36 protein-coding genes and 1 pseudogene are annotated in these 25,264 nt (G+C 57.9%); 30 read left to right on the top strand and 7 right to left on the bottom strand.

Features of this window, described 5'->3' with window-relative positions; translation table 11 throughout:
- Positions 1-94: 94 nt before the first annotated feature.
- The 8 genes and pseudogenes from BLR03_RS25280 to BLR03_RS08855 all read left to right on the top strand — a co-directional run.
- Positions 95-787: pseudogene (locus BLR03_RS25280) on the top strand (SLBB domain-containing protein); the annotation flags it as partial.
- Positions 788-1,236: 449 nt separating this feature from the next.
- Positions 1,237-1,740 carry a hypothetical protein gene (locus tag BLR03_RS08880; RefSeq protein ID WP_254788327.1) on the top strand — a complete coding sequence of 168 codons (504 nt, stop codon included), beginning with the start codon at positions 1,237-1,239 and terminating at the stop codon, positions 1,738-1,740.
- A 198-nt stretch (positions 1,741-1,938) separates the two neighbouring features.
- Positions 1,939-2,250 (top strand): hypothetical protein, encoded by a 312-nt coding sequence (locus tag BLR03_RS08875; protein ID WP_091251801.1) that lies wholly within the window; start codon positions 1,939-1,941, stop codon positions 2,248-2,250.
- 4 nt (positions 2,251-2,254) lie between these two features.
- Positions 2,255-2,440: a hypothetical protein gene (locus BLR03_RS08870; RefSeq protein ID WP_091251800.1), complete on the top strand. Its 186-nt coding sequence runs from the start codon at positions 2,255-2,257 to the stop codon at positions 2,438-2,440.
- A complete protein-coding gene (locus BLR03_RS08865; protein WP_091251799.1) occupies positions 2,437-2,739 on the top strand; it encodes a hypothetical protein in 303 nt (100 codons plus the stop codon). The genes BLR03_RS08870 and BLR03_RS08865 overlap by 4 nt, the downstream gene beginning before the upstream one ends.
- The gene (locus BLR03_RS24380) at positions 2,736-2,903 is read left to right on the top strand and encodes a hypothetical protein (protein WP_175460474.1); all 168 of its coding nucleotides are present in this window, start codon (positions 2,736-2,738) and stop codon (positions 2,901-2,903) included. Before BLR03_RS08865 ends, BLR03_RS24380 begins: the two co-directional genes overlap by 4 nt.
- A 298-nt stretch (positions 2,904-3,201) precedes the next feature.
- On the top strand, positions 3,202-5,358 hold the full coding sequence (locus tag BLR03_RS08860; protein ID WP_139184504.1) for a type IV secretory system conjugative DNA transfer family protein: 2,157 nt from the start codon (positions 3,202-3,204) through the stop codon (positions 5,356-5,358).
- A 316-nt stretch (positions 5,359-5,674) separates the two neighbouring features.
- Complete coding sequence (locus BLR03_RS08855; RefSeq protein WP_175460473.1) at positions 5,675-6,145, top strand: replication-relaxation family protein; 471 nt, start codon at positions 5,675-5,677, stop codon at positions 6,143-6,145.
- A gap of 239 nt (positions 6,146-6,384) precedes the next feature.
- On the opposite strand, the gene BLR03_RS08850 is transcribed toward BLR03_RS08855, so the two are convergent.
- The 3 genes from BLR03_RS08850 to BLR03_RS08840 all read right to left on the bottom strand — a co-directional run bounded on the left by BLR03_RS08850 (position 6,385) and on the right by BLR03_RS08840 (position 8,084).
- Positions 6,385-6,840: a hypothetical protein gene (locus tag BLR03_RS08850; RefSeq protein ID WP_091251795.1), complete on the bottom strand. Its 456-nt coding sequence runs from the start codon at positions 6,838-6,840 to the stop codon at positions 6,385-6,387.
- Entirely contained in the window at positions 6,840-7,268 is a 429-nt protein-coding gene (locus tag BLR03_RS08845; RefSeq protein ID WP_139184502.1) for a hypothetical protein, read from the bottom strand. Before BLR03_RS08845 ends, BLR03_RS08850 begins: the two co-directional genes overlap by 1 nt.
- 291 nt (positions 7,269-7,559) lie before the next feature.
- A complete protein-coding gene (locus BLR03_RS08840; protein WP_091251792.1) occupies positions 7,560-8,084 on the bottom strand; it encodes a hypothetical protein in 525 nt (174 codons plus the stop codon).
- Positions 8,085-8,485: 401 nt separating this feature from the next.
- Here BLR03_RS08840 and BLR03_RS08835 point away from each other — a divergent pair, with 401 nt between their 5' ends.
- The 8 genes from BLR03_RS08835 to BLR03_RS08800 all read left to right on the top strand — a co-directional run bounded on the left by BLR03_RS08835 (position 8,486) and on the right by BLR03_RS08800 (position 11,885).
- Entirely contained in the window at positions 8,486-8,686 is a 201-nt protein-coding gene (locus BLR03_RS08835) for a hypothetical protein (protein WP_139184501.1), read from the top strand.
- Complete coding sequence (locus tag BLR03_RS08830) at positions 8,683-9,363, top strand: hypothetical protein (protein WP_139184500.1); 681 nt, start codon at positions 8,683-8,685, stop codon at positions 9,361-9,363. The genes BLR03_RS08835 and BLR03_RS08830 overlap by 4 nt, the downstream gene beginning before the upstream one ends.
- Positions 9,364-9,366: 3 nt before the next feature.
- Positions 9,367-9,870 carry a hypothetical protein gene (locus tag BLR03_RS08825; RefSeq protein ID WP_091251787.1) on the top strand — a complete coding sequence of 168 codons (504 nt, stop codon included), beginning with the start codon at positions 9,367-9,369 and terminating at the stop codon, positions 9,868-9,870.
- A gap of 79 nt (positions 9,871-9,949) precedes the next feature.
- The gene (locus tag BLR03_RS08820) at positions 9,950-10,285 is read left to right on the top strand and encodes an Lsr2 family DNA-binding protein (protein ID WP_091251785.1); all 336 of its coding nucleotides are present in this window, start codon (positions 9,950-9,952) and stop codon (positions 10,283-10,285) included.
- Between the two features lie 93 nt (positions 10,286-10,378).
- Positions 10,379-10,918 carry a hypothetical protein gene (locus tag BLR03_RS08815; protein WP_091251784.1) on the top strand — a complete coding sequence of 180 codons (540 nt, stop codon included), beginning with the start codon at positions 10,379-10,381 and terminating at the stop codon, positions 10,916-10,918.
- A complete protein-coding gene (locus tag BLR03_RS08810) occupies positions 10,918-11,139 on the top strand; it encodes a hypothetical protein (protein ID WP_091251782.1) in 222 nt (73 codons plus the stop codon). The genes BLR03_RS08815 and BLR03_RS08810 overlap by 1 nt, the downstream gene beginning before the upstream one ends.
- Positions 11,140-11,275: 136 nt before the next feature.
- Positions 11,276-11,494 carry a con-10 family general stress protein gene (locus tag BLR03_RS08805; RefSeq protein ID WP_091251780.1) on the top strand — a complete coding sequence of 73 codons (219 nt, stop codon included), beginning with the start codon at positions 11,276-11,278 and terminating at the stop codon, positions 11,492-11,494.
- Positions 11,487-11,885: a hypothetical protein gene (locus BLR03_RS08800; RefSeq protein ID WP_091251778.1), complete on the top strand. Its 399-nt coding sequence runs from the start codon at positions 11,487-11,489 to the stop codon at positions 11,883-11,885. The genes BLR03_RS08805 and BLR03_RS08800 overlap by 8 nt, the downstream gene beginning before the upstream one ends.
- 106 nt (positions 11,886-11,991) lie before the next feature.
- On the opposite strand, the gene BLR03_RS08795 is transcribed toward BLR03_RS08800, so the two are convergent.
- Positions 11,992-13,194, bottom strand: coding sequence for a cutinase family protein (locus BLR03_RS08795; protein WP_175460471.1), 1,203 nt, complete (start codon positions 13,192-13,194; stop codon positions 11,992-11,994).
- A gap of 834 nt (positions 13,195-14,028) precedes the next feature.
- Between BLR03_RS08795 and BLR03_RS08790 the strand changes: the two genes are divergently transcribed.
- The 7 genes from BLR03_RS08790 (at position 14,029) to BLR03_RS08760 (ending at position 16,984) form a co-directional block, all read left to right on the top strand.
- A complete protein-coding gene (locus BLR03_RS08790) occupies positions 14,029-14,220 on the top strand; it encodes a hypothetical protein (protein ID WP_091251774.1) in 192 nt (63 codons plus the stop codon).
- 83 nt (positions 14,221-14,303) lie between these two features.
- Entirely contained in the window at positions 14,304-14,615 is a 312-nt protein-coding gene (locus tag BLR03_RS08785; RefSeq protein WP_175460470.1) for a transglycosylase SLT domain-containing protein, read from the top strand.
- 660 nt (positions 14,616-15,275) lie between these two features.
- Positions 15,276-15,641 (top strand): YopX family protein, encoded by a 366-nt coding sequence (locus BLR03_RS08775; protein ID WP_217639754.1) that lies wholly within the window; start codon positions 15,276-15,278, stop codon positions 15,639-15,641.
- A 15-nt stretch (positions 15,642-15,656) separates the two neighbouring features.
- A complete protein-coding gene (locus tag BLR03_RS24375) occupies positions 15,657-15,827 on the top strand; it encodes a hypothetical protein (protein WP_175460469.1) in 171 nt (56 codons plus the stop codon).
- On the top strand, positions 15,824-16,018 hold the full coding sequence (locus tag BLR03_RS08770) for a hypothetical protein (RefSeq protein WP_091251769.1): 195 nt from the start codon (positions 15,824-15,826) through the stop codon (positions 16,016-16,018). The genes BLR03_RS24375 and BLR03_RS08770 overlap by 4 nt, the downstream gene beginning before the upstream one ends.
- Positions 16,019-16,163: 145 nt before the next feature.
- Positions 16,164-16,541 carry a hypothetical protein gene (locus BLR03_RS23925; RefSeq protein ID WP_139184499.1) on the top strand — a complete coding sequence of 126 codons (378 nt, stop codon included), beginning with the start codon at positions 16,164-16,166 and terminating at the stop codon, positions 16,539-16,541.
- A complete protein-coding gene (locus BLR03_RS08760) occupies positions 16,538-16,984 on the top strand; it encodes a hypothetical protein (protein WP_091251765.1) in 447 nt (148 codons plus the stop codon). Before BLR03_RS23925 ends, BLR03_RS08760 begins: the two co-directional genes overlap by 4 nt.
- On the opposite strand, the gene BLR03_RS24370 is transcribed toward BLR03_RS08760, so the two are convergent.
- From BLR03_RS24370 to BLR03_RS08750, 3 genes are all read right to left on the bottom strand, one after another.
- Positions 16,981-17,142 (bottom strand): hypothetical protein, encoded by a 162-nt coding sequence (locus BLR03_RS24370; protein ID WP_175460468.1) that lies wholly within the window; start codon positions 17,140-17,142, stop codon positions 16,981-16,983. The genes BLR03_RS08760 and BLR03_RS24370 overlap by 4 nt on opposite strands.
- Before the next feature lie 190 nt (positions 17,143-17,332).
- Entirely contained in the window at positions 17,333-17,644 is a 312-nt protein-coding gene (locus tag BLR03_RS08755) for a histone-like nucleoid-structuring protein Lsr2 (RefSeq protein WP_091251763.1), read from the bottom strand.
- Positions 17,645-17,656: 12 nt separating this feature from the next.
- Positions 17,657-18,382 (bottom strand): hypothetical protein, encoded by a 726-nt coding sequence (locus BLR03_RS08750; protein ID WP_091251761.1) that lies wholly within the window; start codon positions 18,380-18,382, stop codon positions 17,657-17,659.
- 134 nt (positions 18,383-18,516) lie between these two features.
- On the opposite strand from BLR03_RS08750, the gene BLR03_RS08745 reads away from it, so the two are divergent.
- The 7 genes from BLR03_RS08745 to BLR03_RS08715 all read left to right on the top strand — a co-directional run bounded on the left by BLR03_RS08745 (position 18,517) and on the right by BLR03_RS08715 (position 25,228).
- On the top strand, positions 18,517-18,957 hold the full coding sequence (locus BLR03_RS08745) for a terminase small subunit (RefSeq protein WP_091251760.1): 441 nt from the start codon (positions 18,517-18,519) through the stop codon (positions 18,955-18,957).
- A gap of 100 nt (positions 18,958-19,057) precedes the next feature.
- Complete coding sequence (locus tag BLR03_RS08740; protein WP_139184498.1) at positions 19,058-20,473, top strand: terminase large subunit domain-containing protein; 1,416 nt, start codon at positions 19,058-19,060, stop codon at positions 20,471-20,473.
- Positions 20,474-20,489: 16 nt separating this feature from the next.
- Positions 20,490-21,890 carry a phage portal protein family protein gene (locus BLR03_RS08735; RefSeq protein ID WP_175460467.1) on the top strand — a complete coding sequence of 467 codons (1,401 nt, stop codon included), beginning with the start codon at positions 20,490-20,492 and terminating at the stop codon, positions 21,888-21,890.
- A complete protein-coding gene (locus tag BLR03_RS08730) occupies positions 21,871-22,662 on the top strand; it encodes a phage minor head protein (RefSeq protein ID WP_091251754.1) in 792 nt (263 codons plus the stop codon). Before BLR03_RS08735 ends, BLR03_RS08730 begins: the two co-directional genes overlap by 20 nt.
- 89 nt (positions 22,663-22,751) lie before the next feature.
- Positions 22,752-23,906, top strand: coding sequence for a phage protease (locus BLR03_RS24885; RefSeq protein ID WP_175460466.1), 1,155 nt, complete (start codon positions 22,752-22,754; stop codon positions 23,904-23,906).
- Positions 23,906-24,280, top strand: a complete 375-nt coding sequence (locus BLR03_RS08720; protein ID WP_091251750.1) for a capsid cement protein — start codon at positions 23,906-23,908, stop codon at positions 24,278-24,280. Before BLR03_RS24885 ends, BLR03_RS08720 begins: the two co-directional genes overlap by 1 nt.
- Before the next feature lie 105 nt (positions 24,281-24,385).
- Positions 24,386-25,228: a major capsid protein gene (locus tag BLR03_RS08715; protein ID WP_091251748.1), complete on the top strand. Its 843-nt coding sequence runs from the start codon at positions 24,386-24,388 to the stop codon at positions 25,226-25,228.
- Positions 25,229-25,264: the final 36 nt, after the last annotated feature.

Below are 25,264 nucleotides of genomic sequence, written 5' to 3'. Positions count from 1 at the left end.
CTGCGGGCGCTCTAATACGTGTTTTACGCAGGTATTTCCACATACGCCCGGTCCGGGATGTCGGTGGCGTTGCGGGTTTCCTAGAGTCGTTCCCATGTCACGCCGGGACCCGGGAGCCGAATCCGCCGCAGGCGCCAGCGTTGCCCGGGAGCGCCTGGCAGCGACGCTGGGACGTTCCGGGGATGCTGGGAACCACCGTCATGCCCACGACGCCGAATACCCGGAATCAGCGTCGGATGCTGGCAGGGCGGTGGCGCCCTCGCTGGGCTTGCTGGAGGTGCAGGCGCCCCCGCATGGTTTCCCCGTACCCGTACCCGTGCTGGCCGCCGACGCCGTCGGCGCTGACGGCCGGCGCGGTGCCGGGGGCCCCGCAGACCACGTGGGTGGACTCGCCGGGCACCGGCGGGACGGACGGTCCCCGCTTTCCGCGCGGTTGCGGGCCAGGACAGGTGTGAGGGCAGCGGCTCTGCTGGGTGTCCTGGCCGCGGTGCTGGGCGGCTGCTTCTGGTGGCAGGTGGGTACCGGAGGCCCCCGGATGGCGCCGCTCAGCGAGTCCGCCCCCGCGACGGAGGCGCCGCCCGCCCAGTCGGCTGCGGTGGCCAGCGCGCCGCCGCGAGACGATGCCAGCGCAGGGGAGGGAACGATCACGGTGCATGTCGCCGGTGCCGTGGCCAGACCTGGGGTGGTTCAGCTGCCGGCCGGAAGTCGGCTTCACGAAGCGATCGCGGCCGCGGGCGGGGCGACGGATACCGCGGAGCCGGACCGGCTCAATCTTGCAGCCGAGCTGGAGGACGGGCAAAAGGTCCTCGTGCCGACACGCGGCGAACCCGATCAGGCCGGTGCGTCCGACGGCGGGGGCGCTGCGCTGCCGGGTTCCGGCTCCGCCGGCACGAGCCAAAGCGGCGGCGGAAAGATCAACCTCAACACTGCCGGGCTCGAGGAACTGGGAACCCTCCCGCGCGTCGGGCCGGTCCTGGCACAGCGGATCGTGGACTGGACAACGCTGTGTCTGTGGGCCGGTTCAATGCCCACATCTGTCTCTCTGGGCACACCCGTATCGGAGTGGTTGCTTACCGATAAACACCTGTTTCGACTTGGCCGAAGTTGGGTCAAAGTCACTTGGCTAAACGGCCAACGTCTGGGCATGGTTGTCACATATAAGAGTGAAAGAGGAAGCCTATACAGCCAACCTAGACGGAGTACTCATCACACCCCGACTCTTGGAAGGACAAAACCATGCCAGACATGGAAGCATCAAAGTACGCAGCTCGGCAGGCAAGGTGTGCCGACGAGCTTCAGGGCTCGGTTCGGTGCCGGTCGCTTGAAAAATATCTGGTGGCGAAGAACGCCGACGGTACGCGCAAGAACCCCATGTTGTGGGAGCTGTTGGCCCCGACGGACACTGAGGGTATGAGTGAATCGGCGATAGCCGAAGTCATGGACTACCAGCTGCGGGAAGCCATCATGGACTACAACCGCAACTTCCGGTTTCGGAAGGTCAATAAGAACATCGATGCATCGACGTTTCAGTTCATCTGCTTGACTCTCCTGGGCTTTCCGGATTCTTGCCAGGCAGATGAACGTCGGTACAGGGTGATCGACGAAATCGGTGGCGGTTATGACATCGGAACGTGGCGCAGGGCTCACGGGCCGGAGCGCGAAGTGTTCAGGAGGCTCGCGGAGCACCTCCTGGAGTGGTTCGCTGAAGATGATGAAGAAGATGATGATGTAGCAGCGTAGACGCGCGGGGCAATGCCCCACATTTACGCCCCCATGCTTTCGAGTGTGGGGGCACCACTTTTTTAAATCAGAGTTCATGATGAATCAAATTCTTGCCAAACTTAGCGTTTAATCCTGCCAGAGCTGAAACTGCAAAAAATCTGCGGGTCTTCCACACTTGTTGTATCGGGAAACACCCGAAGAAACAGGGAGGGCGACATGAGCAAAGAAGTTGAAGGCTCCGGTAATGAGTGGGTCTATCGCGGGGCTGACATGTCCCGCAGCGACGCTTTGGTACCCTACAACGTCCAGCGAGCCGAGCTATCGCGGGCCTGGACTGCCAGCTACCGTGCCCGCCGAGGGGCGGACATCACGCAGGACGCGGGCAACGGTCTTGCGGACGTGCGTAATCGGTTCAACGAGCTGAACCGCAAAGACCCAGGCATTGGGCAAGGTTTGGCTATCTTCGAGGCTAACTACATCGCCGGCGCAGCGACCATCATCGCCAAGTACACGATGGAGGACGACTAACGCCATGGAAAAGACTGAGGTTGACCGCCGCACGGAGGCAGTCCGTCATCTGCGGAAGATGAAGAAGATAACCACGAAGCTCAGCCAGCTCTACCCCGAACTGGCCGCTACCTTTCAGGTACAGGAAACCGTATATCAGCGGTCAGTGGCGGCAGCCATCATGATTGTCGATCAACAGGATAAGCGATGAGCGACGACAAGCCATCCAAGAGGGAAGAGTTTGCTTTCCGTCGGTCGCTCTGGGCTATCGTTCTGACGTTCGTCCTCCTGCTACCCTCCTGCCGAGAGGGGCATCAGGCCGAAAATGGGCTCTTCATGACCGCAGCAGTTGGGATGTTCATTCTGGCCATAGTCTTACACGTCACAGCTTGGCGCGCATATGAACGCCAGAGAGCCAATGAAGCCCAGAGGGAAATTAGGAAACTGAGAAACCACACAATTCGCATGGGCGAGGATTTGGCTAAGAATCGTGAGCGGGAGCTGGAGTGAAGTACCTCAAGGAACTCCGCACCATGCTGGTCACCGCACTGGCTGTCTTCATCCTGATGAATTTCCTGGTGCAGGTCATCCAGCCCTACGTGCCGATAATCCTTATCGGGGTAGTGGTCATAACGCTCGGCTGGTACGCCTACAGCCGGGCGACGAGATTGTGATTGATGAGCTGGTAAGGGAACGGGATAGACGCTCACCACGTCCCAGCCGTCGTACACCGAGGCGAAGCCACTCTAGAAGTGCCGTTCCCATATCAACCAATCAACTTGCGACCTGAAAGAGAGAGGCGAGGATTTGCCGATTGTGGCTAATGTATCAACGCTAAATCTAATTAGTGTGAAACCACTATCGTAAAGTCACCTCGCAATGGCTCCTCTCATGTACCCATCGGGTAGACAGAGTTCCTTACCTATTTGGATATCTCTCTCTTTCAAGCAGCAATAATCGTATTATGCCTGTATGGACATAAGTTTTCAATTAGTCCAAATAGTCTTTATCCAATTTGCCGCCGCCGGCCTCGGACTCGTGGGAGTGATTCACATCGTGAGACTTGCCCAGCAGCGCCAGGCCGACCGAATGCGCCGCACTTACGAGCTCTTCTTCCCCTCGACCATGGGCCACGAGCAAGTCCTGGCCTTTATCCGTTCCCTCTCCGGCCTCCCAAAGCCCAAGTTCATGCAGCCGATCTACGCCGTGAGCTTTGAGCGCTACGCCGATGAAGCAGGGGAGCGGTATTTCCTCCACACGCCGGGCCGGATAGCCGCCCGCCTGGACGAACTTTTCTACGAGCACATCGAGGGCGCGATGGAACTCCTAGACGATGATGACGACCCGGTGGCCACGACCACCTGGCAGGCGGCCACGGAGCTGGCCATGGGCGGCGGCATGACGGCGCTGACCAAGTCTCTGCGCATCCTCGACGTCCAGGGAACCTCCCACAGCATGAACGCACAGTTCAAAAGCATGAACCCCGGCGAGGCCACCGTGCTGCAATGGTGCATCTTCCCAGACCGCGCAAGAGCCGCTACAGACGGCGACAAGGACTTTCTGGCCGACCATACCTTCTCAGCGATTGCGAGGCTTGGAGCGGCCGGAGAATACGCGCAGGGCATGGTTAAAGACCTGTCCTCGGTGTTCAAGTCCGTGGAAGCGCCAGGGGCAAGGTTCCAGCGCCGTCTAATGCCTAACGTGGGGGAGCGCATCAACCTGCGGGCCAGTACCGCCGGCTTCCCGATACTCATCAACGCCAAGGAATTCAGCGCCCTGTGTGGCTGGCCGCTCAACGGTTCCGGCTCACGGCGGGCAAAGCGAATTGCCCCCACCATCGTCCACGACAGCCAGGGCATCGTCATCGGTACGAGCAACACGCCGAAGCTCCAGAACCGCCGCGTAGCCATACCGGAGCAAGCTCTGACGGTTCATTCCTGGCTGCTCGGGCCGTCCGGAACCGGCAAGTCCACGCTGCTGCACAACATGGCGACCCAGATCATCGATCACAATATGGGGTTGGTGCTGATAGAGCCGAAGGGCGACCTGGCCCGCGACATCCTCAAGACCATGCCGCTGCACCGGATTCATGACCTTATATGGCTAGACCCCCTCGACCTTGAGCGGCCGATAGGCCTCAACGTCCTTGCCGGCGACGACCCAGAGCGGGTGACCTCTCACGTAATCGGCATGTTCAAGAACCTCTCCGGCGATACGTGGAGCGCCCAGCTGCAACGCGTCCTCCGGAACGCCGTGATGACCGCGGCCCTCAACGGACTAACCCTGTACGACGTGAAGCAGCTCCTGGTGAACAAGGACTACCGCAACGGCCAGGTGAGGCGGCTCAACCGCAACATCCACCCGGACATCATCCAGGAATGGCGGTGGCTCGACGACAAGGCCGATATGACGGTGGACTCGGCCGTGAACCGCCTAGACGCCTTCCTGGGCTCCCGGATGATTCGCAACATCGTCAGCCAGAAGGACGGCCTCAACTTCGATGAGATAGTCCGTAAGCGCAAGATCCTGCTCGTGCCGCTGAGCGAAGCCCACATGGGGCAGACCAACGCCTCCGCCCTGGGACAGCTCATCTTCGACATGGTCTGGGACGCAACCCTGCGCCGGCCAGCGGAGCACCGCGAGCCCAACGTGATGATGGTGGATGAGTTCCAGATGTTCTGCGAAATGATGAACACCACCAAGGCCGATCCGTTCGCCCTGGCCCGCTCCTACGGTCTGGGACTCATGGTGGCGAACCAATACGCCGACCAGCTTCCCAAGGCCGTGCAGCAGACCCTTAGCAAGAATGCCCAGAGCCAGATCGTCTTCCGCCTGGCCAACGAGGACGCCAAGAGCATGCAGCAGACATTCGCTCCGATGAGTCATGAGGACTTGAGCAACCTGCCGCGCTACACCGTGGCGGCCAAGCTCATGAGCAGTACCGGCAACGCCCCCGTGGTGACGTTGAAGACCCCGCCAGCGCCGAAAGTGACCGGTGCAGCTAGTGAGGCAGTGGCCTACAGCAGAAAGACATATGGCCGTCCCGTTATGGAAGTGGAGGCTGATTTGCTGACCAGGCACAAGGCTCCGGAGACCAAGGCCAGGCCGTCGATTGGGCGGTTGGAGTGAGCATGAATACCTATTTTGTTCACGGTTTCGTTGGGTGTTCTTTCCGGAGTCGTCTGAACCGTACGTTTACCCACGTCAGAGGCCGTTTGCACGGCTGGGCGGTCATATCGCTATGACTGGATATTCTCATCTCTCTCCCACCCAGTCCCTCGTCATCCAATCCGTCACCCAATTCCGTCAGCTCACCACCTCTCAAATCCGTCGTCTCCACTACAGGGGCTCGTACGACGGAACCAGGGTACGAGTCCGTAGACACCTCACCCGTCTAGTGAAGCTAGGGCTACTCAAGAGAATGTGGGGAGCCTATGGAGACTCGGTGGAGTACGTCTACCAGCTCCCGCGGTCATCGGCCCGGACGCCGGACATGCACTGCTTGGACGTCAGTGAGCTGTGGGTCCGGCTGGTCGAAAGCAATACGAAATTAGTCGATGGGCTAACTTTCCTCCCCGAGCCGTGGAGCCATACCAAGGTTGGACACGTTCAGCTGAAACCTGACGCTTACATCGAGGTCGGGGGAGTGAGCTACTTCCTGGAACTAGACCGCGGCTCAGAATGGGAGACACAGCTGACCGCAAAGTGCCGGCGGTACATCCAAGCGATTGATTCGGGCCACTGGCCGGAGGGCCGAGCCTTCCCCTTGGTGCTCTGGACGGTGCCGGACGACGCCAGGAAACGCTACCTGGACAACATCATCAAGAAGTTGGGGGAGCAAGACCTGTTCAGCACCGTGCTGTTCAGTGAGGCCGCTGAAAGGGTGGTTGGTCATGCAGCACTGTCACAAGTGTGAAATGGATTATGAGGCAGAGGATGGGTGCCTGTGCCCCGTGTATCGGGAGCTGATGAGACGTGGCCATTACAACTCAGTGCCGCCTCAGTGGATCACCGATTGGTGGGAGGACAAGCTCTACTGCGACAACTGCCGGAGCAGCTACTGGCCGGGCACGAGCTGTGCCTGCGGTGTTCGGGTATTAGTGGAGACGTGACGAGTCTCAATCCAAAAAACTAGCCAGATGAGTGGCCGGATTACTAAGCCCGCGTCGCCTCATCTTCTGCCTGCGAGGCTTCTGGTTTCTTGAGTTCCGTCAGCTCTCCGGTGAAGTAGCGCTTCCATCTCCGCCCGGCACTGTCCTGGTATATCGCAAACGCGCTCATACTGTGCTCGCTGACGAGCTGAAAGCTCATGGCTTCACCCGGCGGCAGCGTGTACTTTAGGTCTTGGCCGAGGGTTGACCCACTTCGAGCTGTCGCTATGAGCATCACCCCATAGATGGGAAGTGCGCTGTCGTTGCGCAGTTCAATCCGCACCAAGTCACGCCTTTCACGTGCTTCGGATATGGACACTGTGATAGCCGACGCTTGTGCGCGCCGCTGATCGTCTTCCTGGCGGTAATAGACCCTCACGCCAAGAAGTAGCGCGCCGGCCGTACCGATGGCTGCGATGCTATTGCCTATCGCGCCTATCCAGTCGGTTGCATCAGACATTAGGACACCGTCTCCGGTTCGGCAGCTTCCTTGGGGAGCTCTTCCAGCCGACCATCCGACCAGCGGCGCCACCGGTTAGTTGCCTGGTCCGTGAAGTCAACATAGGCGTCATACAGGGGGATGCCCTCGTCGAAGTATGCAGGAAACTCGCCCATGAAAACATCGCGCACGTACGGCCGGCCGTCCTCGAGCGGACGTCCCTCCGGATCGCGGCAATACAGCTCGACTTTGTAGACGGGCAGTGGACTGCCATTCGTGACCACTGCTGCAGATCTGCCTTCCAATATGGTGCCCTTGTGCAGTATCAGTACGACGGCAGAAGCCTGCGCCTTGCGTTGCTCCTCAAGCGCCCGATGTTTGTCCTGCGTCTGATGACGGTAAGAGAGTGCGGCGATGAGGAGGGCGCCGGCAGTGAGTATGGCGCCCACAGCGGTTGCTACGGCCCCCCAAAATGTGGAGATGGCGCTCAGCCACTCCGCGGCGTTTGGGGGCTGCTCGGCCGTTGGACCTTGCATCAGGTTAGATATTGAAGCGACTACAGCAACGGTGCCCAAGACGATCGCAGCGCTACCCAGGACTTGCGGCGTGGTGGGGCCAACGGACATGGCGGTGCCTTTCAGGCGCTAGATGACTTAGAGCGATCAGGAACCTGGCCAGCAAATCTTCCCCCAGCAGTGCACCCGGATGCAGGTTACCGTATCGGAAGGTGCAGGCCGGGTTTATGGCCGACCACGTAGCCAGTTCGGCATTTTCTTAGCCGACCAGACTTGGATCTGATTCCAGCGCTCCCGCAGCCGACTCGTCTTCTCCGATGACATGAGATTGCCTTCGTTGTCCCGCAGCCAGAAATTCCCCGCGCTGTCGGTGAACCGGGCGATCACCCTGCGGTTTTCGGTCTTGTCTACGATGATTTGCAGAACGCCCTTGGGTTCGAGGACCTCGGTGTGGTCACGGAAGTGCTGGTCCGCAAGTTGGGCATTGAGTACCACGTTGTATATCGGCGAGCTGCTGTTGTTCATGATGAAGCAGCGGTAGCGGTCCTCATGCATTGGCCGCTTAAAGGGCTGAGAGCCCACGGTGACAGCGCTAGCCTGCTGCCGGTGCTGGTCGTTGACCTGGCGGCGTAGCGTCAGTGCGCCTACCCAGAGAGCGCCCACGGTGCCGATTGCGCCGACGGCGGCCGCGATGGCTGCCCAGAATGTAGACCACGCGCTAAGCCACTCAGCCGCGTTCGGCTCCGTCATGCCACTTCCACCTTCATGTCCCCGGGCAGCGCTCAACCAGCGCCGGATGCAGATTACCTCACCGCAAGGTTACCCACCTATTTATGAACATGTGGATAAATAAAAAGCTCCCGGATGGCGCGGGGAGCTACGTAGTTTGCGGCGTTTATCTCGGGGTAAACGCGATGCTATCTCTTTGTACGGGCGGGTACTCCGACGCCATGTTTCGGCTATTGCATTATAGCGCTTAAGGCACATAATAATAAACATTAGCAATAAAAAGAGAGCACGGGGATGACGCCGTACTCTCAAACCTGACTAGGGTGGATCTAGCCATTACTCTCAAGGTAGAACGCTTTATCCTCCTCGTCAAATGAAGGAGGTTCTGTTTGATAGTAAAACGCAAATACGGTTCTGTGAATGTGCCTCGGGATTTAATCGTCCGCGATGACATTAGCCTGGGGGCTAAGGGGCTGTACGCCTACCTGCTCCTGATGGATGAGGAGCTCGTCCAGTACGTCACTGTCGCCGGCATCTGCCTTGAGCTCAAGGAGAACGAGAAGGCGGTGAAGGTGATGCTGTACCAGCTCGAGCAGTACGGCTACGTGGGGGACATCAAATGAGCATTATTCGATCTAGGAAAAATGCCAAGTACACCACTGTTTCGAACGTGGCGGCGAATGATTCCAAGCTGTCCCTGAAGGCCATTGGGCTCTTCTATTTCCTCATGACCAAGCCTGACACTTGGCAGATCACCGAACGGGGCGTTGTCGCGCAGCGCCCTGAAGGTCGAGATGCTGTCTCCGCCGCGCTGAAGGAGCTCGAGGAAGCCGGCTACTTACGCCGTGAGAAGAGCCGGAATGAGAATGGAAAGTTTGTGCCAGGAGGCTCGGATTTGTTTGAAGAGCCGTGGCTGGAAAACCCGACCATGGAAAACCCCCCACAAGTAATTACTAATATAGTAAATACTAAAGAAGATGGTTCTACGAACCATGGGCTTGCGCCCGTTACGGAGAAACCAGACAACCGAGATCCCCAGGTAAACGAAGTCGTCGAGAAATTCGAAGCCGCCTTTGAGCTACGCCTACCCCGTATGCCGTACCAGCGCCGGGCTGCAAAGACGCTTATAAGCCGGCACAAGTTGAAGGGGACGCTCAAGCTCATCACGGCAGCCGCTGCCTGTCGGGGCCGCAAGTTCGCCCCCATGATCCTCAGCCTGGAAGACCTACGCGACAAGACCAACAACCTAATCGAGTTCTACAAGCGAGAGACCGAATCAAATAACATACCGAGGATCTAAACGATGGCCCGTTACACCCGCATATCACTCATGAACGGCATTACCCACCTGCTGACCAAGGAGGAGGCTGACTTCCTAGCTCAGGCCAAGGTCAAAGGCGTAGGGGTAGTCGACATCGACCGCCTCAACGTCCGCATCGTTCCGCACCAAGTCATCGACTTCAGCGCGACTAACCAGCCCGATAACAGCATGCCCGCTATCGAAGCGCCCGCCTACAAGCGTCCGACCGGGCACAAGCACTACATCGACACAGATCTCACGGTGCGCTGCTCCTGCGGTCGCCGCGTGTTCACGGTGCTCGTCAACCGCCAGCTCGAGCGCAAGGAGTGGACCCGGCTGTCCGGAAGCCCTGGCTACAACTTCGTCTACGAAGACGGCGGCATGGTTACTGTGGCTACTACCCGCTATGTATGCTCCCTGGAACAAATTCCGGACGGTATGACCCATTGCACGGAAGCTGAATATACTCGCTTCCGGCCCGTCACTTCCTGGCTGCAGCGCGTCTAACTTCGAATACAAATTTGGCTATTGACAAGCCGAATTGAAAAGCCGAAAATACGTAGCATAAACAGGATGACTAAATAAAATGGCTGACGCCGCAAAAGTTCCCGTCCGAATAGCAAGATCAATTCGCCCTAACCCGGCGACTCCGTCCCCGATGGAAATCCGGGATTGGGCAGCACAGCATGGCCTGATGGTCAGCCCGCATGGGCGTGTACCAGGGGAGATCGTTGAGCTCTACAAGAACGCGACGGCCCCCACAGCCACTTACAAGTCCGTCTACCTGGCTGATGCGTCCGGCGACATCGCCGCCGGCCAGCGCCAGGCTGACTGGAAGAAGTTCGGCAAGAACCTATTGCTCGCCGCAGTAGCCGCGCTGATCATCTTCGCCCTCATGGTTGCAATCCTCTTCACGGTCTAGCCGGTGGAGATGGACTGCCCCTGCGGCATCTGCAACAGCCAATAATCTAAGGGCCGCGTCTGCAACGAAGCAGGCGGCCGGAACACATCACACATGGGAATGTACGACGAAGGCGCCAAGCGCGTCTCTAACAGCAAGTTCGTAGAGTTTGAACCAGGCAAGAAGGTGCGACTGCGGCTGCTCGACCACCCGAATGTCTCGCATAAGCAGTACAAGCCTAACGAGGACATCAGCACCCAGTTCGCCTGGCCGGTATGGAACTACACCCTGGGCAAGCAGCAGATCCTGCAGAAGGGGCCGGGCGTCTTCAAACGCATCGCCTCCATCATCGAGGACTACAGCGACCAGATGCCGATGAGCTGCGACCTCTCGATCACGACAAGTGGGTCGGGCCTGCAGACTCGCTACGAGATCACGCCAGTTCCCGTAGCCGGCACGATGCCCGTCATCAAGAGCGACGAGATCATCGATATCGACAAAGAGCTCCCGAACTCGATTCCGTTACTCCGGTTTGCGGAAGGTGCCGATCCAGAGGTGGAGACTGCTGGCGAGTTCGCGCCTATCACTCAGCGCGACCAGCTTCCCACCGGCGACGATGTCGAGAAGATCAACATTGACGACATCCCGTTCTAATGGCACCCATCGTCTCGCGTTTCTCTAAGAAGGATTACGAGCTGATCGGCGACTACGCCAAGCTCAAGGGTTGGCGGTATGGGTTGGCTGACAGCGCCATGCGCATCGCCTACTTCTACGACAAGAACGAGAAGCGGATAAGCAAGCCCCTGAGCGAGATTGAGGCAGAACTTAACCCCAAAGGAAACCCCAAAGATGGGAAACACACCAGAAGGCGCTAAACGCGCGGCACAAACGGCCAAGGACCGCTACGGCAGGACCTGGCACGCAGACAACGGCCGCAAGGGCGGCGAGCTAGGAAAAGGAACCACTAAATCGCGACGCCGGCGCGTATCCCGGCGAGAGGGAGACAAATAGATGGCAGGAACGATTTTAGGCGGCAGGAAGGCTGCGGCGACCAACAAAGCGCGCTACGGCGATGGATTGGACGGCCGGGAAAATTTCTACAAGGTAATCGGTGCCAAGGGTGGGAAGATCTCGCGCGGCGGCGGATTCGCCATGAACCGTGAGTTGGCTGTAGAAGCCGGCCGCAAGGGAGGTAGGGCGAGCCGGCGGCGGAAGCTGGCCGGTGAGTAAGTTCATCGACGACATCATCGACCTAGGCGAAGTCGGTGGCCAGGATGAGATGGACGTGCTGATCTGCGCGTTCGCTCATCTGTCCCCGGACACGGTCGTCACCGGGAAGCTGAGGCTCGGACCACAGCCGACACGGCAGCAGACCCTGGACCGCTTGTACGGTGAGCTGACGTTTCATGAACGTAGCTGGATCGGCGACTACTTCTGGAACAAGGCCATCGACCGGAAGCTGGAGGAGCACAAGAATCGCAAGCGCACCTGGTGGGACCGACTGCTCGGCTCCGACTCCGGCTCTGGTCTCACGGCTGAGACATACAAGAAGCCGCTCCCCAAGCCCACGCCACGCGTGAAGCAGATCCTCGAGCTTGAGGGGGAGGCCACCAATGGCTAACCTCGATACCTGCGCCAACTGCGGCTATGCCGCCAAGTCTGCCAGAAATAACGGATGGCCTCGTCAGCTCGTGAGGCCATCCGTTTTGTTCAGTCCAGCTTCAACCTCATATAATTACGTGACGTATTTGTAGTTGGGCGATGATACCGGGAATTGAGGCATCAACCCAGCCGTTCTGCACATACTGGTTATGCGTACAGGTGTAGATGTTAATTGTGGAACCGCCTAGACATGCAGGAATGTTAGCGGCCGTGAAATTGCAAATAGGATCTAATCCGCCACAGTAGTTTTGAAAACGTTGATTAAACTCTCCAGAAATTTTGGTTACCTTGTAATCTAGGAATGTGACGTCGATACCCTTGCTCTGGCCGTAGCTACCTCTGTCAATAACTTTGTCTTTGGGATTGAAGAGGGGATCGCCAAAGAAAACAACAGCTGCAATTTTGCCTTTCTGCTGGTTCGAAAGATTGTTAAATGCTCCCCTGACAACCTCGGCGCCCTGTGAGTATCCGCCAAGAACAACGTATCCGCTGGGGCAATTCTTCAAGTATGCCGTGATGGAAGCTTGAAGATTGGCAACACCAGTCTTGACGCTCGCTATGTAAGCGGGCTTATACGTCGAAAATAGATGCCCCAAATCCACATCCTGGGCGGGGTAGTCGATGGTTTCTTCTTGAAGCCCATGCACAGCGTATTTCAATGATGAGGCTAAGTAACCCATTGTTGAGCCGAATCCACTGTGCTCCCCTGAACCACGAACGGCGATGAAATCTGACGTACCACATACCGTTGGTGAATTTGGCGGATCATAAGGGGCCTGCGTACCCGGAGGTCCGACAACGAAGTAGCCCGATGTCGAACCGGTCCGGGGGCAATGGTTCAGGAACTTTAGCGTTATCTGATTCTGGCCAGCCTTCAAGAAGCTGCTTATGTCCAGTGGGATAAACATCTGAGAAGTTGTCTGCTGGCAGTCGTCTTGCCAAAAGGACTCCTCCACCACGAGGTTTCCACCTACCAGTACCTGCAAGCGATCGAATGGGTCAAGGACGAACGTCCCGTCGGCGTTGGCGCTGAGAATCGCCGGGCCGCTCCCTGGGTATGACACCGTATAGGTCTTATCGAACCAGGGCGTGGTCGACGGCTGTGCAGCAAGTGTCGGAATGGCATCTAAGAGTTTTGTTACCGAAACGGCTGGATTGCCTGCTGCCTGCGCGGGGGGAGCTGTAACTGTGACGAGGGCCGGCAAGAGGAGTGCGAACGCCGCTAGCAGCGCCGCTGGACGAAATAGTCGTGTAAAAGCACGTGGCATGAAGCGCCACCTCTCATTGGATGGCGTAGCTGCCATCGAGTCAAAAAGCCAAACTGATAGGGGAATAGTCAGCGGCTAGAGATGGCAGCTCAACTGCCGAATGCCTCAAGGGCAACAGGAACTTACGCCAGGCGATCCCTCAACGGATATGGGCCATTTTTGGTGGGGCGAGCGTACCACGCGTGTATCTGAACAGGGAAGGAAGGGCTGGGACCGTTCTGTGAGGTTTCTCAGGAACGGTGTTCGGTTTTTGGCGGCGCACTTCCTCCCGGAGCTGGTACTGCGTTGTCAAGGTTTCTCGGCAAACTATGTTCTAATATGCATGGCATAATTATGCCCGTCCAAATTCTGTCAAGGGTTGGGTACGAATCAGGACTTCGCCGCCGGCGCCAAATGTAGATTGTGCGTCCCGAACAAAACTGGCGCCGAATCCTCCGCGGATTAATTTGTCAAGAATCAATCCACTAATGAGCCAGGCCTGTGGATAAAGGGGTTTACAAATGTATACCCTTCATTTATATTATGGTCATGGTCCACTCGGGACCGCACTTTCAAACAAACATCAGTTCATGGGCTGCTTTCGGGCAAGGTACCTCCCGATCAAAATCTGTCGTTAAATGCCTGGCCGACAGTCAGGGTGGTGAGGACCAAGAATCCCTTGCCCGATACCAGCCTATGAACCGTCTGATGGTTGATGGGGGTAGAGATGCCCCGCCGACTCTAGTCGGTACAAATAGCGGGGTTGCCAGACACGGAAACTCACTCAAACGCGTAGCGGCAATCCCCACCAGCCATCAGACAAAAACAAACCAACCATAAACAGGAATCTTCTCAATGCAGAAGTTCAAAGCTCTCCGCCCCGTAATCGAGCACAACATTCTAATCGCTATTCTCTGGATGGCCGTAGGCGCTTATATCTATAGCGCCGTGAGTGCCCACCAGGAGGCTAAGACCCAGGCAGCCGTGCATGCAGCCCTCAAGGCCGTGCCGGTGGCGGAAGCAGCCCCTGCAACGTCAAAAAACTAGCCTCCGCCCCAGTACCGCCTGTGTCCCCACAGCCGGAGGCGACCGCAAGCCCCACACCAGTTCCGTCCGCAGTACCTACGCCGGTGCCAGCACCGACTGACATCCAAGCGATCATCATCAAGTGGGCTAACGTGTACGGCGTCAGCGCCGACACGTTGCTGCGAGTGGCCAAGTGCGAGAGCACGTTCAACCCGGGCGCCGTCAACGGCAACTACTGGGCACCGGACGGCTCGACGCCCACCGGACTGTTCCAGTTCGTCCGCAGCACCTACATCGCCAACGCCGCGCGCATCGGACTGCCGGCCGTCGATGACCGTCTCAACGGCGAACGCTCGGCCCAAGTGGCGGCGTATATGTTCAGCATCAATCAAGCCTCCCAATGGGAGTGCAAATAATCAGGATCAAAATCATGTTCAACAAAGACATTTATCGAAAGAATCGTGAAGCCGGTCAGCGGGGACAGGGTGCATATCCGAACCTCATAGTTGGGATTGATGCGACTCCTGCAACCAGCGTTCGGGGCCTCGGGCTGCGTAAGCGGAAGCCCTCCGCGACCAAGCATTCGAAGTTCAATACTGTGTCCTGGGGACTGCACAAAGCGGCCGTAGCGGCGAAGGTCTCAATCCGTGAAGCCGTGGCTAAACAGCATTCAGCCGAGCGGAAGGCGAAGAGGCAACTCGTATGAAGCGCGCACTCCTAGTTTCCGGCCTTATCGCGACCGCAGTGACCGCCTTCGGCGCGGCCGGCATAACGTCTGGCGAGCTTGACCTCCCCGGCTTGAACCAGGCGATCAACAACCTAGACGCCCGCACTACCAACAATGAGCAAGACATACAGGCGCTCCAGGCGGCCACACAGACAGCGCCGGCCGAGCATGTTGATGTTCCAGTCGTGCAAACGGCTCCCGCCACGCCTGCGCCAGCTGTGCAGGTCCAGGCCGCTACAGAGACGCTGGTAGCTACTCCAGCGCCCACTCCAGAGCCGACGCCCTGTGTCGCGCCGGCAATCACGAACGCGCCCGGTACGAGCATCACGGTAATCGGTGGAGGTTGCCAGTGAGCAGAGTAATCAAGTTCAGGGCGTGGGATGGCGAGAGGATGGTTCATTGGCCGAATTGGGCCGTTACGTTCACCGGCCAACTGCTTGAAGAGAATGGGGATGAAGGCTTTACCTACCGGGTCGGAACCGCGAGGCCGCCGCTCATGCAATACACCGGCCTCAAGGACAAGAACGGCCGCGAGATTTATGAGGGGGACATAATTCGATTCACTTTCAAGACAGGGATCGTAACGCAGGTGTCTCACTGGGATGAAGTTTTTTACGGCTGGCGACTCGGTGGTTTCCACTACACCACGGAGGAGCTCAAATGCGCTGAGGTCATCGGCACCGTCTACGAAAATCCAGAACTAATAACTGAATAAACAGGAGCTCACACCATGGGCAGCAAACGTCGAAAATTTATCAAAGTAGATCCGGTCGAAGCCTATGCCACCGTTGGCCGGCTCGGCATCGGAGACCTGGTTGTCCTGGTCTGCGGCGACATCGAAGTCACCGTCACCGTGAACAAGCTGGAGCGGTCGCGGCAGCTGTCTGAGGTGCAGTCGTGAAGAAGCGCTCGGCCTACCTGCCAGGCAACAAAGTACTGCCTGAAACGAAGGCGGCCTTCACTGAAGCTGCCGCACAGCTGGGCACGACTTCGACCGTAATGCGCTTAGTTGCAACGGCCGAGAAGTTCGGACAGCTGGAAACGTCTCAGGGGACGCTGAGCGAGGTGATAGCGCGGGAGTTGGAGCGGTGAAACTGCACTACATGTATCGCCTGATCGGGATGGGTCTAGTAGTAGTAATCGGTAAAGCCTGGGGCCTGCCCTTCGGATGGAAGTTACTGCTGACAGCGTTTCTGGCCTGGATGGTAGTCACTTACTTGAGATGGGAGGAGAAGTAGTGGAATCACTCGTAGTCACCCTCGAAACAGCCAAGAAGCTCAAGGCGGCAGGATTCCCGCAAAATACCGGCATTGCATGGAGCCGACTTCACACTATTGATGGAAGCTATGCGGCGGTTGATAGTGGCGTTCTGAGCGTAGGCGATGGAACCGTGATTGCCGCCCCCACCGCCCAAGAGATAGCCGACCAGCTACCGGATGATGTTGAGCTTTTCAAAGACCCAACCATCTACGCTGACGATGGAAAGCATCGCAACTGGCAGGGCGGACCTGGCTACGTTGCCCAACCATTCGACCGTCGAGACATGGCCGTTCATGGGAAAACCATGGCCGAATCTCTCGCCCTTCTCTGGCTGAAGTTGCAGGAGGCGAAGTGACCCATTCCGAATGCGTCTCAGCCGCAAGTTACTGGCTTAACGCCAAGTGTGATGTGGTTCTGCCAGAGTTCTTCAGCCACAATGCCGAGCTGCCTGACGCCATTGGATTCAGGACTGGCGGTAAGAGCCTTCTAATCGAGTGCAAAGTATCAAGAGGCGACTTCCTGAGCGATAAGAAGAAGAGCTTTCGGTTCCGGCCCGAGCGGGGTATGGGCGACCTACGATACTACTGCTGCCCGTCTGGGCTTATAAAACCCACTGAAGTTCCATATGGCTGGGGGCTAATCTACGTCTACCCGAGCGGCCACGTTAAGCAGGTGAAGGAGGCAACTTTCCAACCCAAGAACGTTGAGGCCGAACATCATCTACTTTTCTACTACGCACGGCGAGCTGTATTTTCGGGAGCCCATAAGAGCATCCTGGCCTTCAGGAGCGTCTTTTAGCGTCGTACTAGTCCCAGCGCCACGCCAATAAGCCCGACGATCAGGACCAACGTCACCGCCGACAGCGTAAAGACGTACGGCGTAGCGCTCGTCACCACGGCGGCCAGCATGAGGCCGACCACCAGCCCTACTACTAGCGAACGCTTGGTGATATCCATACTTCGAGCGTGGGGCACGGGGGAGAGCAGGGCAATTAAACGAATCAGGGACTGAAGCGAATCCGCTCTAGTCCCTGATTGCTATTGCCTACCTGAGCGTACCAGCCCTACCCTCGAATTAGCCGGGGTGGTCTGTCTGAGGATACGGCGAGCTAGCCTCGCGATACCCGATGTAACAGCACCCCGGTCTTTAGTGCGCAGCTGCGTACTTTTCCATGATGTCGGCCTGGATGCGGCCGCGGGTGTTGACCTGGAGGCCCTGCTCTATAGCCCAGAGTCGAACAACACGGGCATCGGACTCGCGGGGGCGAACCGTCCGAGTCCGTCCGCCGGTCTTCCGAGCTGCTTTGGTGTAGCGGCTGAATGCTTCACGCAGTTCACTAGCGTGAGCGTCGTTAAGATCGATTGCGTATTCGACGCCGTCGAGGGCGAATGAAATCGTCTCGCTCGCCTTCGAGCCATCGAAGTCATCTTCCAGAAGTGTTACTACTCTTTGTGCCATGTTAAAAGGCTATCACCCAATTGAGGCAGCTTCTTCTTCTTCGCTCGTCGGTGTGAACTCGACTTTGTCAATTTGGATCAGTCCTCGTATGACTCGGTCCAACATTTGCCGGTAGGGGTGGTCCTCGGGCAGATTCATCAGATCCTCAATAGTGAATTGAGCATCCGCGATATCTCGCATCAGCACTCGTATCACCATGCGCCTGAGTTCCAGCTCATCCAACCTGGCCTGTTCTTCGGCTGCTGCAATATTGACTTGTATTCGTAGAAGTTCTTCGCGCAGTTTTAGTATGCGGCTCATTTCCCATGCGCTTTTTACGCCGATCCATGACAAGAGGATTGAGGTGATAGCGGGAGACACGGATGCGATCAGGAGGATGATTTCAAGCGGACTAGTTAGCAGTACCCTTCTTACCCATACATTCTCAGCAGTGCCTGTCCGCCCGTTGCTGATCCGCTCAGTTAGATCTTCGGTCTCCAACTCGTACGGCGTTAATTCATCAAATAACTGCCGCGCCGCGACGGCCATGACCGTCAAGTTTTCAAGGTCTTCGATAAGTTGCACGAAGGTGAACATCATGTAGTTTTTGGAAGCAAAGTTGAGACGGATCTCACCAGATTCGCTGGGCCCCTCAGCGTCCACGATCAGGATTTCATCTGAGCCACCCGCATCTGTTGGTGGCTCGTTGGAATCGAAATCGTTTCGCTCTTCGTCCCCTGCGCCCCAGGTGGATGTCATGTCGGCTCCCTAGATCAATATCAACTCGAGGTTCCTCAGCCCATGGTTGGAGACACTAGTCGCGCAGGTCCAATGGGGCTAGGGGCGGTTGAACTATTGCCGTAATCGATACGGACTCTCATAATCAGGTCACAATGGCTAGACCCACCAAATACACCAAATCACTGGCAAAGAAGGCGCAAGCTTACTTGGAGAGCTGCGCAGACACTCATCAGGTGGTCGGATCTGGCAGCCGGCTGGCCGTTCGAGTGGTGGTGAAAGTACCCACGATCGAGGGCCTCGCTCTCGCCTTAGACGTGACTCGCGAGACCGTCTACGCCTGGGCAAGAGACAAGGACAAGCCCGAGTTTTCTTACACAGTAGGAAAGCTGCAGGCGATTCAAACGGATCGGCTCATCCAAGGCGGCCTTACCGGCAGCTATAAGGACTCCATCGTGAAGCTCATCCTGTCTTCCAAGCAGGGCTATGTGCCGAAGGCAGAGACCAGGGAAGTAGATGACTGGGATGACCTAATGAATCGCGCCGAGGAAATAGATGCCGACCCTGACGCCGAAGCAAGCACAGACACTCACTAGAGCTATCCGGAAGAGTCCGAGGTTCTTTCTCCGTGATTATCTCGGAGCTGATCCTTGGCATACCCAGATCAGCATCATCGAGAGTGTGCGCGATAACCGTGTGACGACCGTCCGCTCTTGCCATGGCATCGGCAAGAGCTGGATAGCTGCCCGCACAGCGGCTTGGTTCCTCATGGCTTACCCGAACTCCGTCGTCGTCACCACGGCGCCGACCGGCCGCCAGGTGAAAGAGATCCTGTGGCGCGAGTTCCGTGTGGCGGCCAAGAAAGCCAAATACAAGTTCCCCGGCAAGACGCTCACCACGCAGCACGAGATCAGCGACAAGTGGTACGCCATCGGGGTGTCGGCCAAAGACCCGGACAATTTCCAGGGATTCCACGCCGATCACATCCTGGTCATCGTGGACGAAGCGGCCGGCGTGAACGAGCCCATCTTCGAAGCAGTGGACGCCCTGGTCACCAGTGCCAACGCCCGCGTGCTCTACATCGGCAACCCCACCAGCGTCGGCGGCACGTTCTACGACTCGCACCGCAGCCACTTGGCCAACAAGCTGCACGTCTCCTGCTGGATGACGCCAAACTTCACTGAGAACGGCATCAAGCGCTGTGAGGCCATCGACTGCAAGCTGCCCAATCATCCGGCGGAAGCAGTGGTGGAGGCCATCGAGAGCGGCCGAGAACAATCCCCGGAGTGGAAGATACCGCGGCCACACCTGGTGTCCGTGCGCTGGGTCTATGAGCGCATCTTCAAATGGGGCATTGGAACGCCTCTGTGGGATAGCCGTGTGGAGGGCGAGTTCCCGAAGTCCGGCACTCGGGCGCTCATAGCTCTCAACCTGGTGGAGGCGGCCATGACGGAAGAGCGTCATGCCGAGGTGAAGGTCGGTCCGTCCCGCTTCGGGGTGGACTCCGCCGGCGGCGGCGACATGAGCGCCATCTATCATCGCCGCGGCCAGAAGGGCGAGAGCATCCGCGCCTGGCTGACACCGGACACGACGGCCATCAACGACGAGATCGAAAAGCTCAACCCGACCGACCATCTGACTCAGGTCAAGATCGAAGCCATGGGCCTGGGCATCCCGATCTACGACGCGGCCGCTCGCAAGGTGCGGGAGAATCCGCACTGGCTGCACAAGATCATCCCGGTCAACACGGCCGACCCGCCGACCGTCAAAGACCCAGGGCCAGGGGAGTACGAGTTCGCCAATCTCCGGGCCGAGATGTGGTGGCAGGTGTCGCGGTTGTTCATCAACGGCGAGATAGCCGTGCCCGACGATGAAGAGCTGAAGGTCGAGCTGTCAGCGGTGGAGTGGTATCTGAAGAACGGCAAGATCCACGTCGAGGACAAGAAGGAATTGCGCAAGCGCATTGGCCGCTCACCAGACCGTGCCGACGCCCTCGTGATTTCATATGCGCCGGTCGACGGCGGCGATAACGTACTCGTCCTGGAGAATCCCGAATCACGGCGCTCCACGCCCGAGACGTACACAAGTGGGTTGCTAGGAAAGCAGTTCTAGTCTCATAATGCGAGCAATGGACGACGAGACCACCAAAATTTTGGCCGCAGCCAAGAAGAGCACAGCCCAATATCGGGAGCTTGGTGAATCCGGAACTCTCGTCTTTAGCGGCATCATCACGGGCGAGGAATACAGCCCAGACCTATCCGGCCACCTGGCCGCCGTCGTCTACGACCGGATGCGCCGCAGTGACGCCACCGTGCGGGCCAGCCTCCAGGCGCTCTTCCTCCCGATCATGCAGGCCGACTGGACGTTTGAGGCAGCCAGTGAGGACGCCGCCGATGTTGAGATTGCTGACTTCTGCAAAGAGATCTTCTTCAACGTCGTCGACTGGCACGCCTTCTTGTCTGAAGCGCTGACCTACCTGACCTTCGGCTACGCCGTGTTCGAGATGGTGTTCGGCATGCAGCAGGTCAACGGCAAGGACCGGATCGTCATCACCAAGCTCGCTTTCCGCAAGCAGAAGAGCATCTACAAGTGGACGTCAGACCAGTACGGCGAGGGGATCACGCAGCTGATCGGCAACGGTGACTCACCAGAGACGCCAATGGAGAAGCTGGTCATCTTCACCAACCAGAAAGAGGGCTCGAACTACGAGGGCATCAGCGTGCTGCGGTCGTCGTATCAGAACTGGTTCATCAAGAGCGCGCTGTACCAGATCGATTCAGTCGCCCATGAGCGGCACGGACTTGGAGTCGTCGACATCATTGAACCCGCCCAGGCAGACGCGGAGGATCGCCAAGCTCTCATCCGCGCAGCTCGCGCTCTGCGTGCCAATGAGCAGTCCTACATCAACCACAAGGCAGGATGGACAGTCGGCTTCATGGATATGAAGGCCGGCACGTTGCGCGACATGATGCCAAGCATCAATCACCATGACCGCCAGATCAGCAAGAACGTCCTGGCCCAGTTCCTCGAGCTGGGGTCGAGCAGTGGCAGCGGTAGCCGCGCCCTGAGCGAGGACCACACGGCATTCTTCACATTGGCTGAGAAGGCCACGGCCCAGACGATTATCGACACTCTCATGCGTACCGCCGTGAAGACCGTCGTCGACCTGAACTTCACCACTGACAAGTACCCCAAGCTCAAGGCCAACGGACTCGACGACGAAGCGCTATTGACGTTTTCTCAGGGTCTGGCAGATATGGCTAACGCCGGCGCCATCACGATGGATGACGATGTTGAGAACCGGGCGCGCACCGTCCTGGGCGTACCGAAGCTGCCGGAGGACCATGTTCGCGAGAAGCCTGCGGCCGCCCCCAATCCCGTGAACCCGATGGACCCTAACGCTCCAACTGACAAGACTGCCGTGCCAGACGTGAAGCCTAAGAAGGCCAGCGCAGAGGCCGTGATACTGAGGGCTCGGAAGATGTACCAGGAGCTGGACGAGGCACTCGATGAACAGCGAGCTGCTTGACGCCAGGGAAGAGCTCGGCCGCCGCATCCGTGCATCTGAAGAGTGGGAGAACACCTACCGCAAGAACCCGGCCATCTTTGATCGGCTGCTTCGCTCTGAACGCCGTTTAGAGCGTCACACGCTGGTCTACCTGCGTGGGCTGGCAGAACGGGCGCCGGCACTGGTTCGGTGGCAATACATGCCCTTACATACAGCCTCAGACGATCCGCTGGTAGATGACAGCGACCGCACCCGCCAAATCGAGGCCGCTATATTCATCGCCTTGGTACTTCAGGACATTGCGGATCTGTACGCCGTTGGCATGGACGGTGGCTTTGAGATTTACCAGACGCCTGTGAGCGTGGACCGGCTGACGGAACTACGCCTGGACGCAGCGCGTGACCATGTCGGCACGCTGATCAAAGATGTCACTGTCACGAATCTGAAACTGATTCGAAAGTCGATTGAGACCAGTATCGCCATGGGGGAGTCAGTCAGCGACAGCATCAACCGGGTGCAGCAGATCATCCGCAATCCTGTGCGGGCCGAGATGATTGCCAGGACTGAGGCCGTGAACGCCTATCAGAGCGGCCTGGTGATATTTGGGTATGAGAGCGGCGCCGAGTCGAAGACCTGGCTGGCTAAGCAGGCCGGCGCGTGTCGTATCTGTGCGCCACTGGATGGCGTCACCGTCCCCCTGGACCAGGCATTCCAAACACTTATCGGCGCGGTATTACGTCCGACTGCTCATCCGCGGTGCCGCTGCGATATGCGTTTGAATTATCCAAAATAGTTGACAGCGTATTTACCTACGCCCAATACTAAAAACAAGAACGCCGGTGAAGCGACGTCCTCTATAACCATAATAGGGATATCACTTCATTGCCACAACACGCTCATCTATATCGGGCGATAGCTATCAAGGCCGATTCCAGCGGCAATTTACCGACTGAGATTCAATTACTCACTCCCGGCAACTGGAAAACTCCCTGGCATGGCGACTTCGAACTGACTGAAGCCGACCTGGCTGAGTTCGCCGCCCACTTCAACGCTGGCATCGCCCGCGTCAACAAGACTGAGCCGCTCCCCGTCAACTATGACCATGAGGGGCGCGCTGCCGGTGCCTGGATCTACGGATTAGAGGCGCGCGCCGGGTCTGGCCTCTGGGGGACCGGCATCGAGTGGACTCCTACTGGTGCCCAGAAGGTCCGTGACGGCGAGTACAAATTCCTTTCACCTGAGTTCAATACCAGAGACCTGATGTACGAAGACCCGGAAGAAGCGGGCACTCGCATTGCAAACGTGCTGAGTGGCTGCGCATTAACTAATAGCCCCTTATTCAAAAAGCTAAAGCCCGTAATGGCCAGCGAAGGGGGTAAAGAAGGAGAAGACCGTATGAAGTTAGAAGACGTACGTAAGAAGGCTTTGGCCGACCTAGACGACGCCGAGAAGGCATTTCTCGCAGAACACAAAGACGAACTAACGGCCGACGAGCGCAAGTCGTTCGAGTTGGAGGTTGAGCCCGAGCCCACGCCTGAGCCGACCCCAGAACCAACTCCGGAACCCACGCCCGAGCCAGTCCAGGCTGGCGCGAAGGTCGTCACGATCAACGCCAGCGACCTGGCGAAGCTCAAGGCAGACGCTGCCCGCGGTGTCGAAGCTGCCGATGAACTGGCCCGTACCAAGGCCGGCGCATTTGTGAACACCCACATCGCACGTGGCGCGGTCAAGAGCGAGCAGAAGGACGAAGCCGTCGAAATCCTCATGGCTTCTTCGCCCAAGATGCGCGAGAGCCTGGAGAAGTTCCTGACCGGACTTCCCGAAAACAAGATGATCACCGCCGGCGAGCTGGGCAGTGGCCAAGAAGGTGCCGCTGTCGAAGCTCACTCCGCCGCTGCCGAGCTGGACAAACTTGCCACCGAATACGCCATCGCGAACAAGGTCAGCTACGGCCAGGCCACGCAGATCATCGCTAGCCAGAAGCCGGAGCTCTACAAGGCGGCCACAAAAGTAACTGGTAAAGGAGAAGAAGAATAATGGCTAAGTTCATCGAGGGAAATCATTTCAGCGCACCAGCTGCCGCTGATCTGTCTGCCCTGCAATACAAGGCGGTCAAGCTGGATTCCACGGGCAAAGTGGTGGCTGCGACGGCTGCTACCGACGTCATCCTGGGTGTGCTCGACAACACCCCAGTCAGCGGCGAGCTGGCGAGCATCTGGCTCCGGACTTCCAACGGCACCTTCAAGGTGAAGCTCGGCGGCACGGTGGCAGTTGGCGACGCAGTGACCAGCAACGGCAGCTCGGCTGGCATCACCACCACCACGGCTGGCAATCAGATCATTGGCTACGCGGTTCAGGCCGGCGTTAGCGGCGACATCATAGAAGTAATGCCTTCAACGGCGAAGTACTAGGAGAAGGGTTAGATGCCTCAATTAAAAGATTTACGACGTAATCCGGTACTCACAAACGTATCGAAAGCTTGGAAAAACGATGCTCTCAATTTCATCGCTGACCAGGTGTTCCCATCGCTCCCAGTCGACGAAGACAGCGGTTCTTACTTCGTCTACGACAAGACCAACCTAAAGAACGTGGACTCCCGCATTGCCCCTAACGGCAAGGCCCTGACTCCTGAGATTGAATACAACCTCTCCAAGGTCAGCTACGGTCCGCTCGAGAAGCGCAAGCTGAAGCTCTTCGTCGATGAAGACGAATTGAAGCGCAGCAAGCCCCCGTTGGATGCCCGCATCGACGCCACTGAGATCCTCACTGAGTCGTTCATGATCAACAAGGAAGCCAACGCGGCTGCCCTGCTCTCGAACACCGCCGTGATCACTCAGAACACGACCCTGTCCGGCACCAGCCAGTGGAGCGACTTCGGTAACTCCAACCCGTTCGACGACATCCGCACCGGCATCACGTCGATCAAGCAGAACGGCCTCAAGCTGCCGAACACCTTGGTAATGAGCTGGGAAGTATGGGCCGTGATCCAGAATCACCCTGACTTCTTGGAGCGCATCAAGTACACCGAGAAGGGCGTACTGACGACTGACGGCCTGGCTAGCTTGCTCGGTATTCCGCGCATCGTCATCGGCATGGCTGCCTCGAACTCCGCCAAGGAAGGTCAGACCGATTCGCTCGCTCCGATCTGGGGCAAGAACGTCTGGCTCATGAACATCAACCCGAATCCAGGTCTGAAGCAGCTGAGCGCCGGTTACACCCTGCAGCTCAACGACGGCCGCGGTGTCGACAACTACGTATCCAACGACCCGGTCGGCGAGTACGTACGCGTCAGCGACTACTACCTGCAGTACATCATGGCGGCGGAGCTGGTCTACGGCATCTTCGCAGCTGTGGCTTAAGGAGGAACCTCATGGGACTTCTAGGAAAACGATATG

The sequence above is a fragment of the Arthrobacter sp. ok909 genome (assembly GCF_900104405.1).
Lineage (GTDB): Bacteria > Actinomycetota > Actinomycetes > Actinomycetales > Micrococcaceae > Arthrobacter > Arthrobacter humicola.
This window is presented reverse-complemented; position numbering and strand designations above follow the sequence as displayed.

Bases quoted from the DNA above. Each gene is read 5' to 3' on its own strand.
- BLR03_RS08825 (WP_091251787.1), top strand. From the start codon at position 9,367: ATGGCCCGTTACACCCGCATATCACTCATGAACGGCATTACCCACCTG.
- BLR03_RS08850 (WP_091251795.1), bottom strand. From the start codon at position 6,840: ATGTCTGATGCAACCGACTGGATAGGCGCGATAGGCAATAGCATCGCA.
- BLR03_RS08730 (WP_091251754.1), top strand. From the start codon at position 21,871: ATGAACAGCGAGCTGCTTGACGCCAGGGAAGAGCTCGGCCGCCGCATC.
- BLR03_RS08865 (WP_091251799.1), top strand. From the start codon at position 2,437: ATGAGCGACGACAAGCCATCCAAGAGGGAAGAGTTTGCTTTCCGTCGG.
- BLR03_RS24375 (WP_175460469.1), top strand. From the start codon at position 15,657: ATGGGCAGCAAACGTCGAAAATTTATCAAAGTAGATCCGGTCGAAGCC.
- BLR03_RS08875 (WP_091251801.1), top strand. From the start codon at position 1,939: ATGAGCAAAGAAGTTGAAGGCTCCGGTAATGAGTGGGTCTATCGCGGG.
- BLR03_RS08805 (WP_091251780.1), top strand. From the start codon at position 11,276: ATGGCAGGAACGATTTTAGGCGGCAGGAAGGCTGCGGCGACCAACAAA.
- BLR03_RS08870 (WP_091251800.1), top strand. From the start codon at position 2,255: ATGGAAAAGACTGAGGTTGACCGCCGCACGGAGGCAGTCCGTCATCTG.
- BLR03_RS08720 (WP_091251750.1), top strand. From the start codon at position 23,906: ATGGCTAAGTTCATCGAGGGAAATCATTTCAGCGCACCAGCTGCCGCT.
- BLR03_RS08755 (WP_091251763.1), bottom strand. From the start codon at position 17,644: ATGGCACAAAGAGTAGTAACACTTCTGGAAGATGACTTCGATGGCTCG.
- BLR03_RS08860 (WP_139184504.1), top strand. From the start codon at position 3,202: ATGGACATAAGTTTTCAATTAGTCCAAATAGTCTTTATCCAATTTGCC.
- BLR03_RS08840 (WP_091251792.1), bottom strand. From the start codon at position 8,084: ATGACGGAGCCGAACGCGGCTGAGTGGCTTAGCGCGTGGTCTACATTC.
- BLR03_RS08790 (WP_091251774.1), top strand. From the start codon at position 14,029: ATGCAGAAGTTCAAAGCTCTCCGCCCCGTAATCGAGCACAACATTCTA.
- BLR03_RS08830 (WP_139184500.1), top strand. From the start codon at position 8,683: ATGAGCATTATTCGATCTAGGAAAAATGCCAAGTACACCACTGTTTCG.
- BLR03_RS08810 (WP_091251782.1), top strand. From the start codon at position 10,918: ATGGCACCCATCGTCTCGCGTTTCTCTAAGAAGGATTACGAGCTGATC.
- BLR03_RS08795 (WP_175460471.1), bottom strand. From the start codon at position 13,194: ATGCCACGTGCTTTTACACGACTATTTCGTCCAGCGGCGCTGCTAGCG.
- BLR03_RS08880 (WP_254788327.1), top strand. From the start codon at position 1,237: ATGCCAGACATGGAAGCATCAAAGTACGCAGCTCGGCAGGCAAGGTGT.
- BLR03_RS08820 (WP_091251785.1), top strand. From the start codon at position 9,950: ATGGCTGACGCCGCAAAAGTTCCCGTCCGAATAGCAAGATCAATTCGC.
- BLR03_RS08750 (WP_091251761.1), bottom strand. From the start codon at position 18,382: ATGACATCCACCTGGGGCGCAGGGGACGAAGAGCGAAACGATTTCGAT.
- BLR03_RS24370 (WP_175460468.1), bottom strand. From the start codon at position 17,142: ATGGATATCACCAAGCGTTCGCTAGTAGTAGGGCTGGTGGTCGGCCTC.
- BLR03_RS08735 (WP_175460467.1), top strand. From the start codon at position 20,490: ATGGACGACGAGACCACCAAAATTTTGGCCGCAGCCAAGAAGAGCACA.
- BLR03_RS08815 (WP_091251784.1), top strand. From the start codon at position 10,379: ATGGGAATGTACGACGAAGGCGCCAAGCGCGTCTCTAACAGCAAGTTC.
- BLR03_RS08745 (WP_091251760.1), top strand. From the start codon at position 18,517: ATGGCTAGACCCACCAAATACACCAAATCACTGGCAAAGAAGGCGCAA.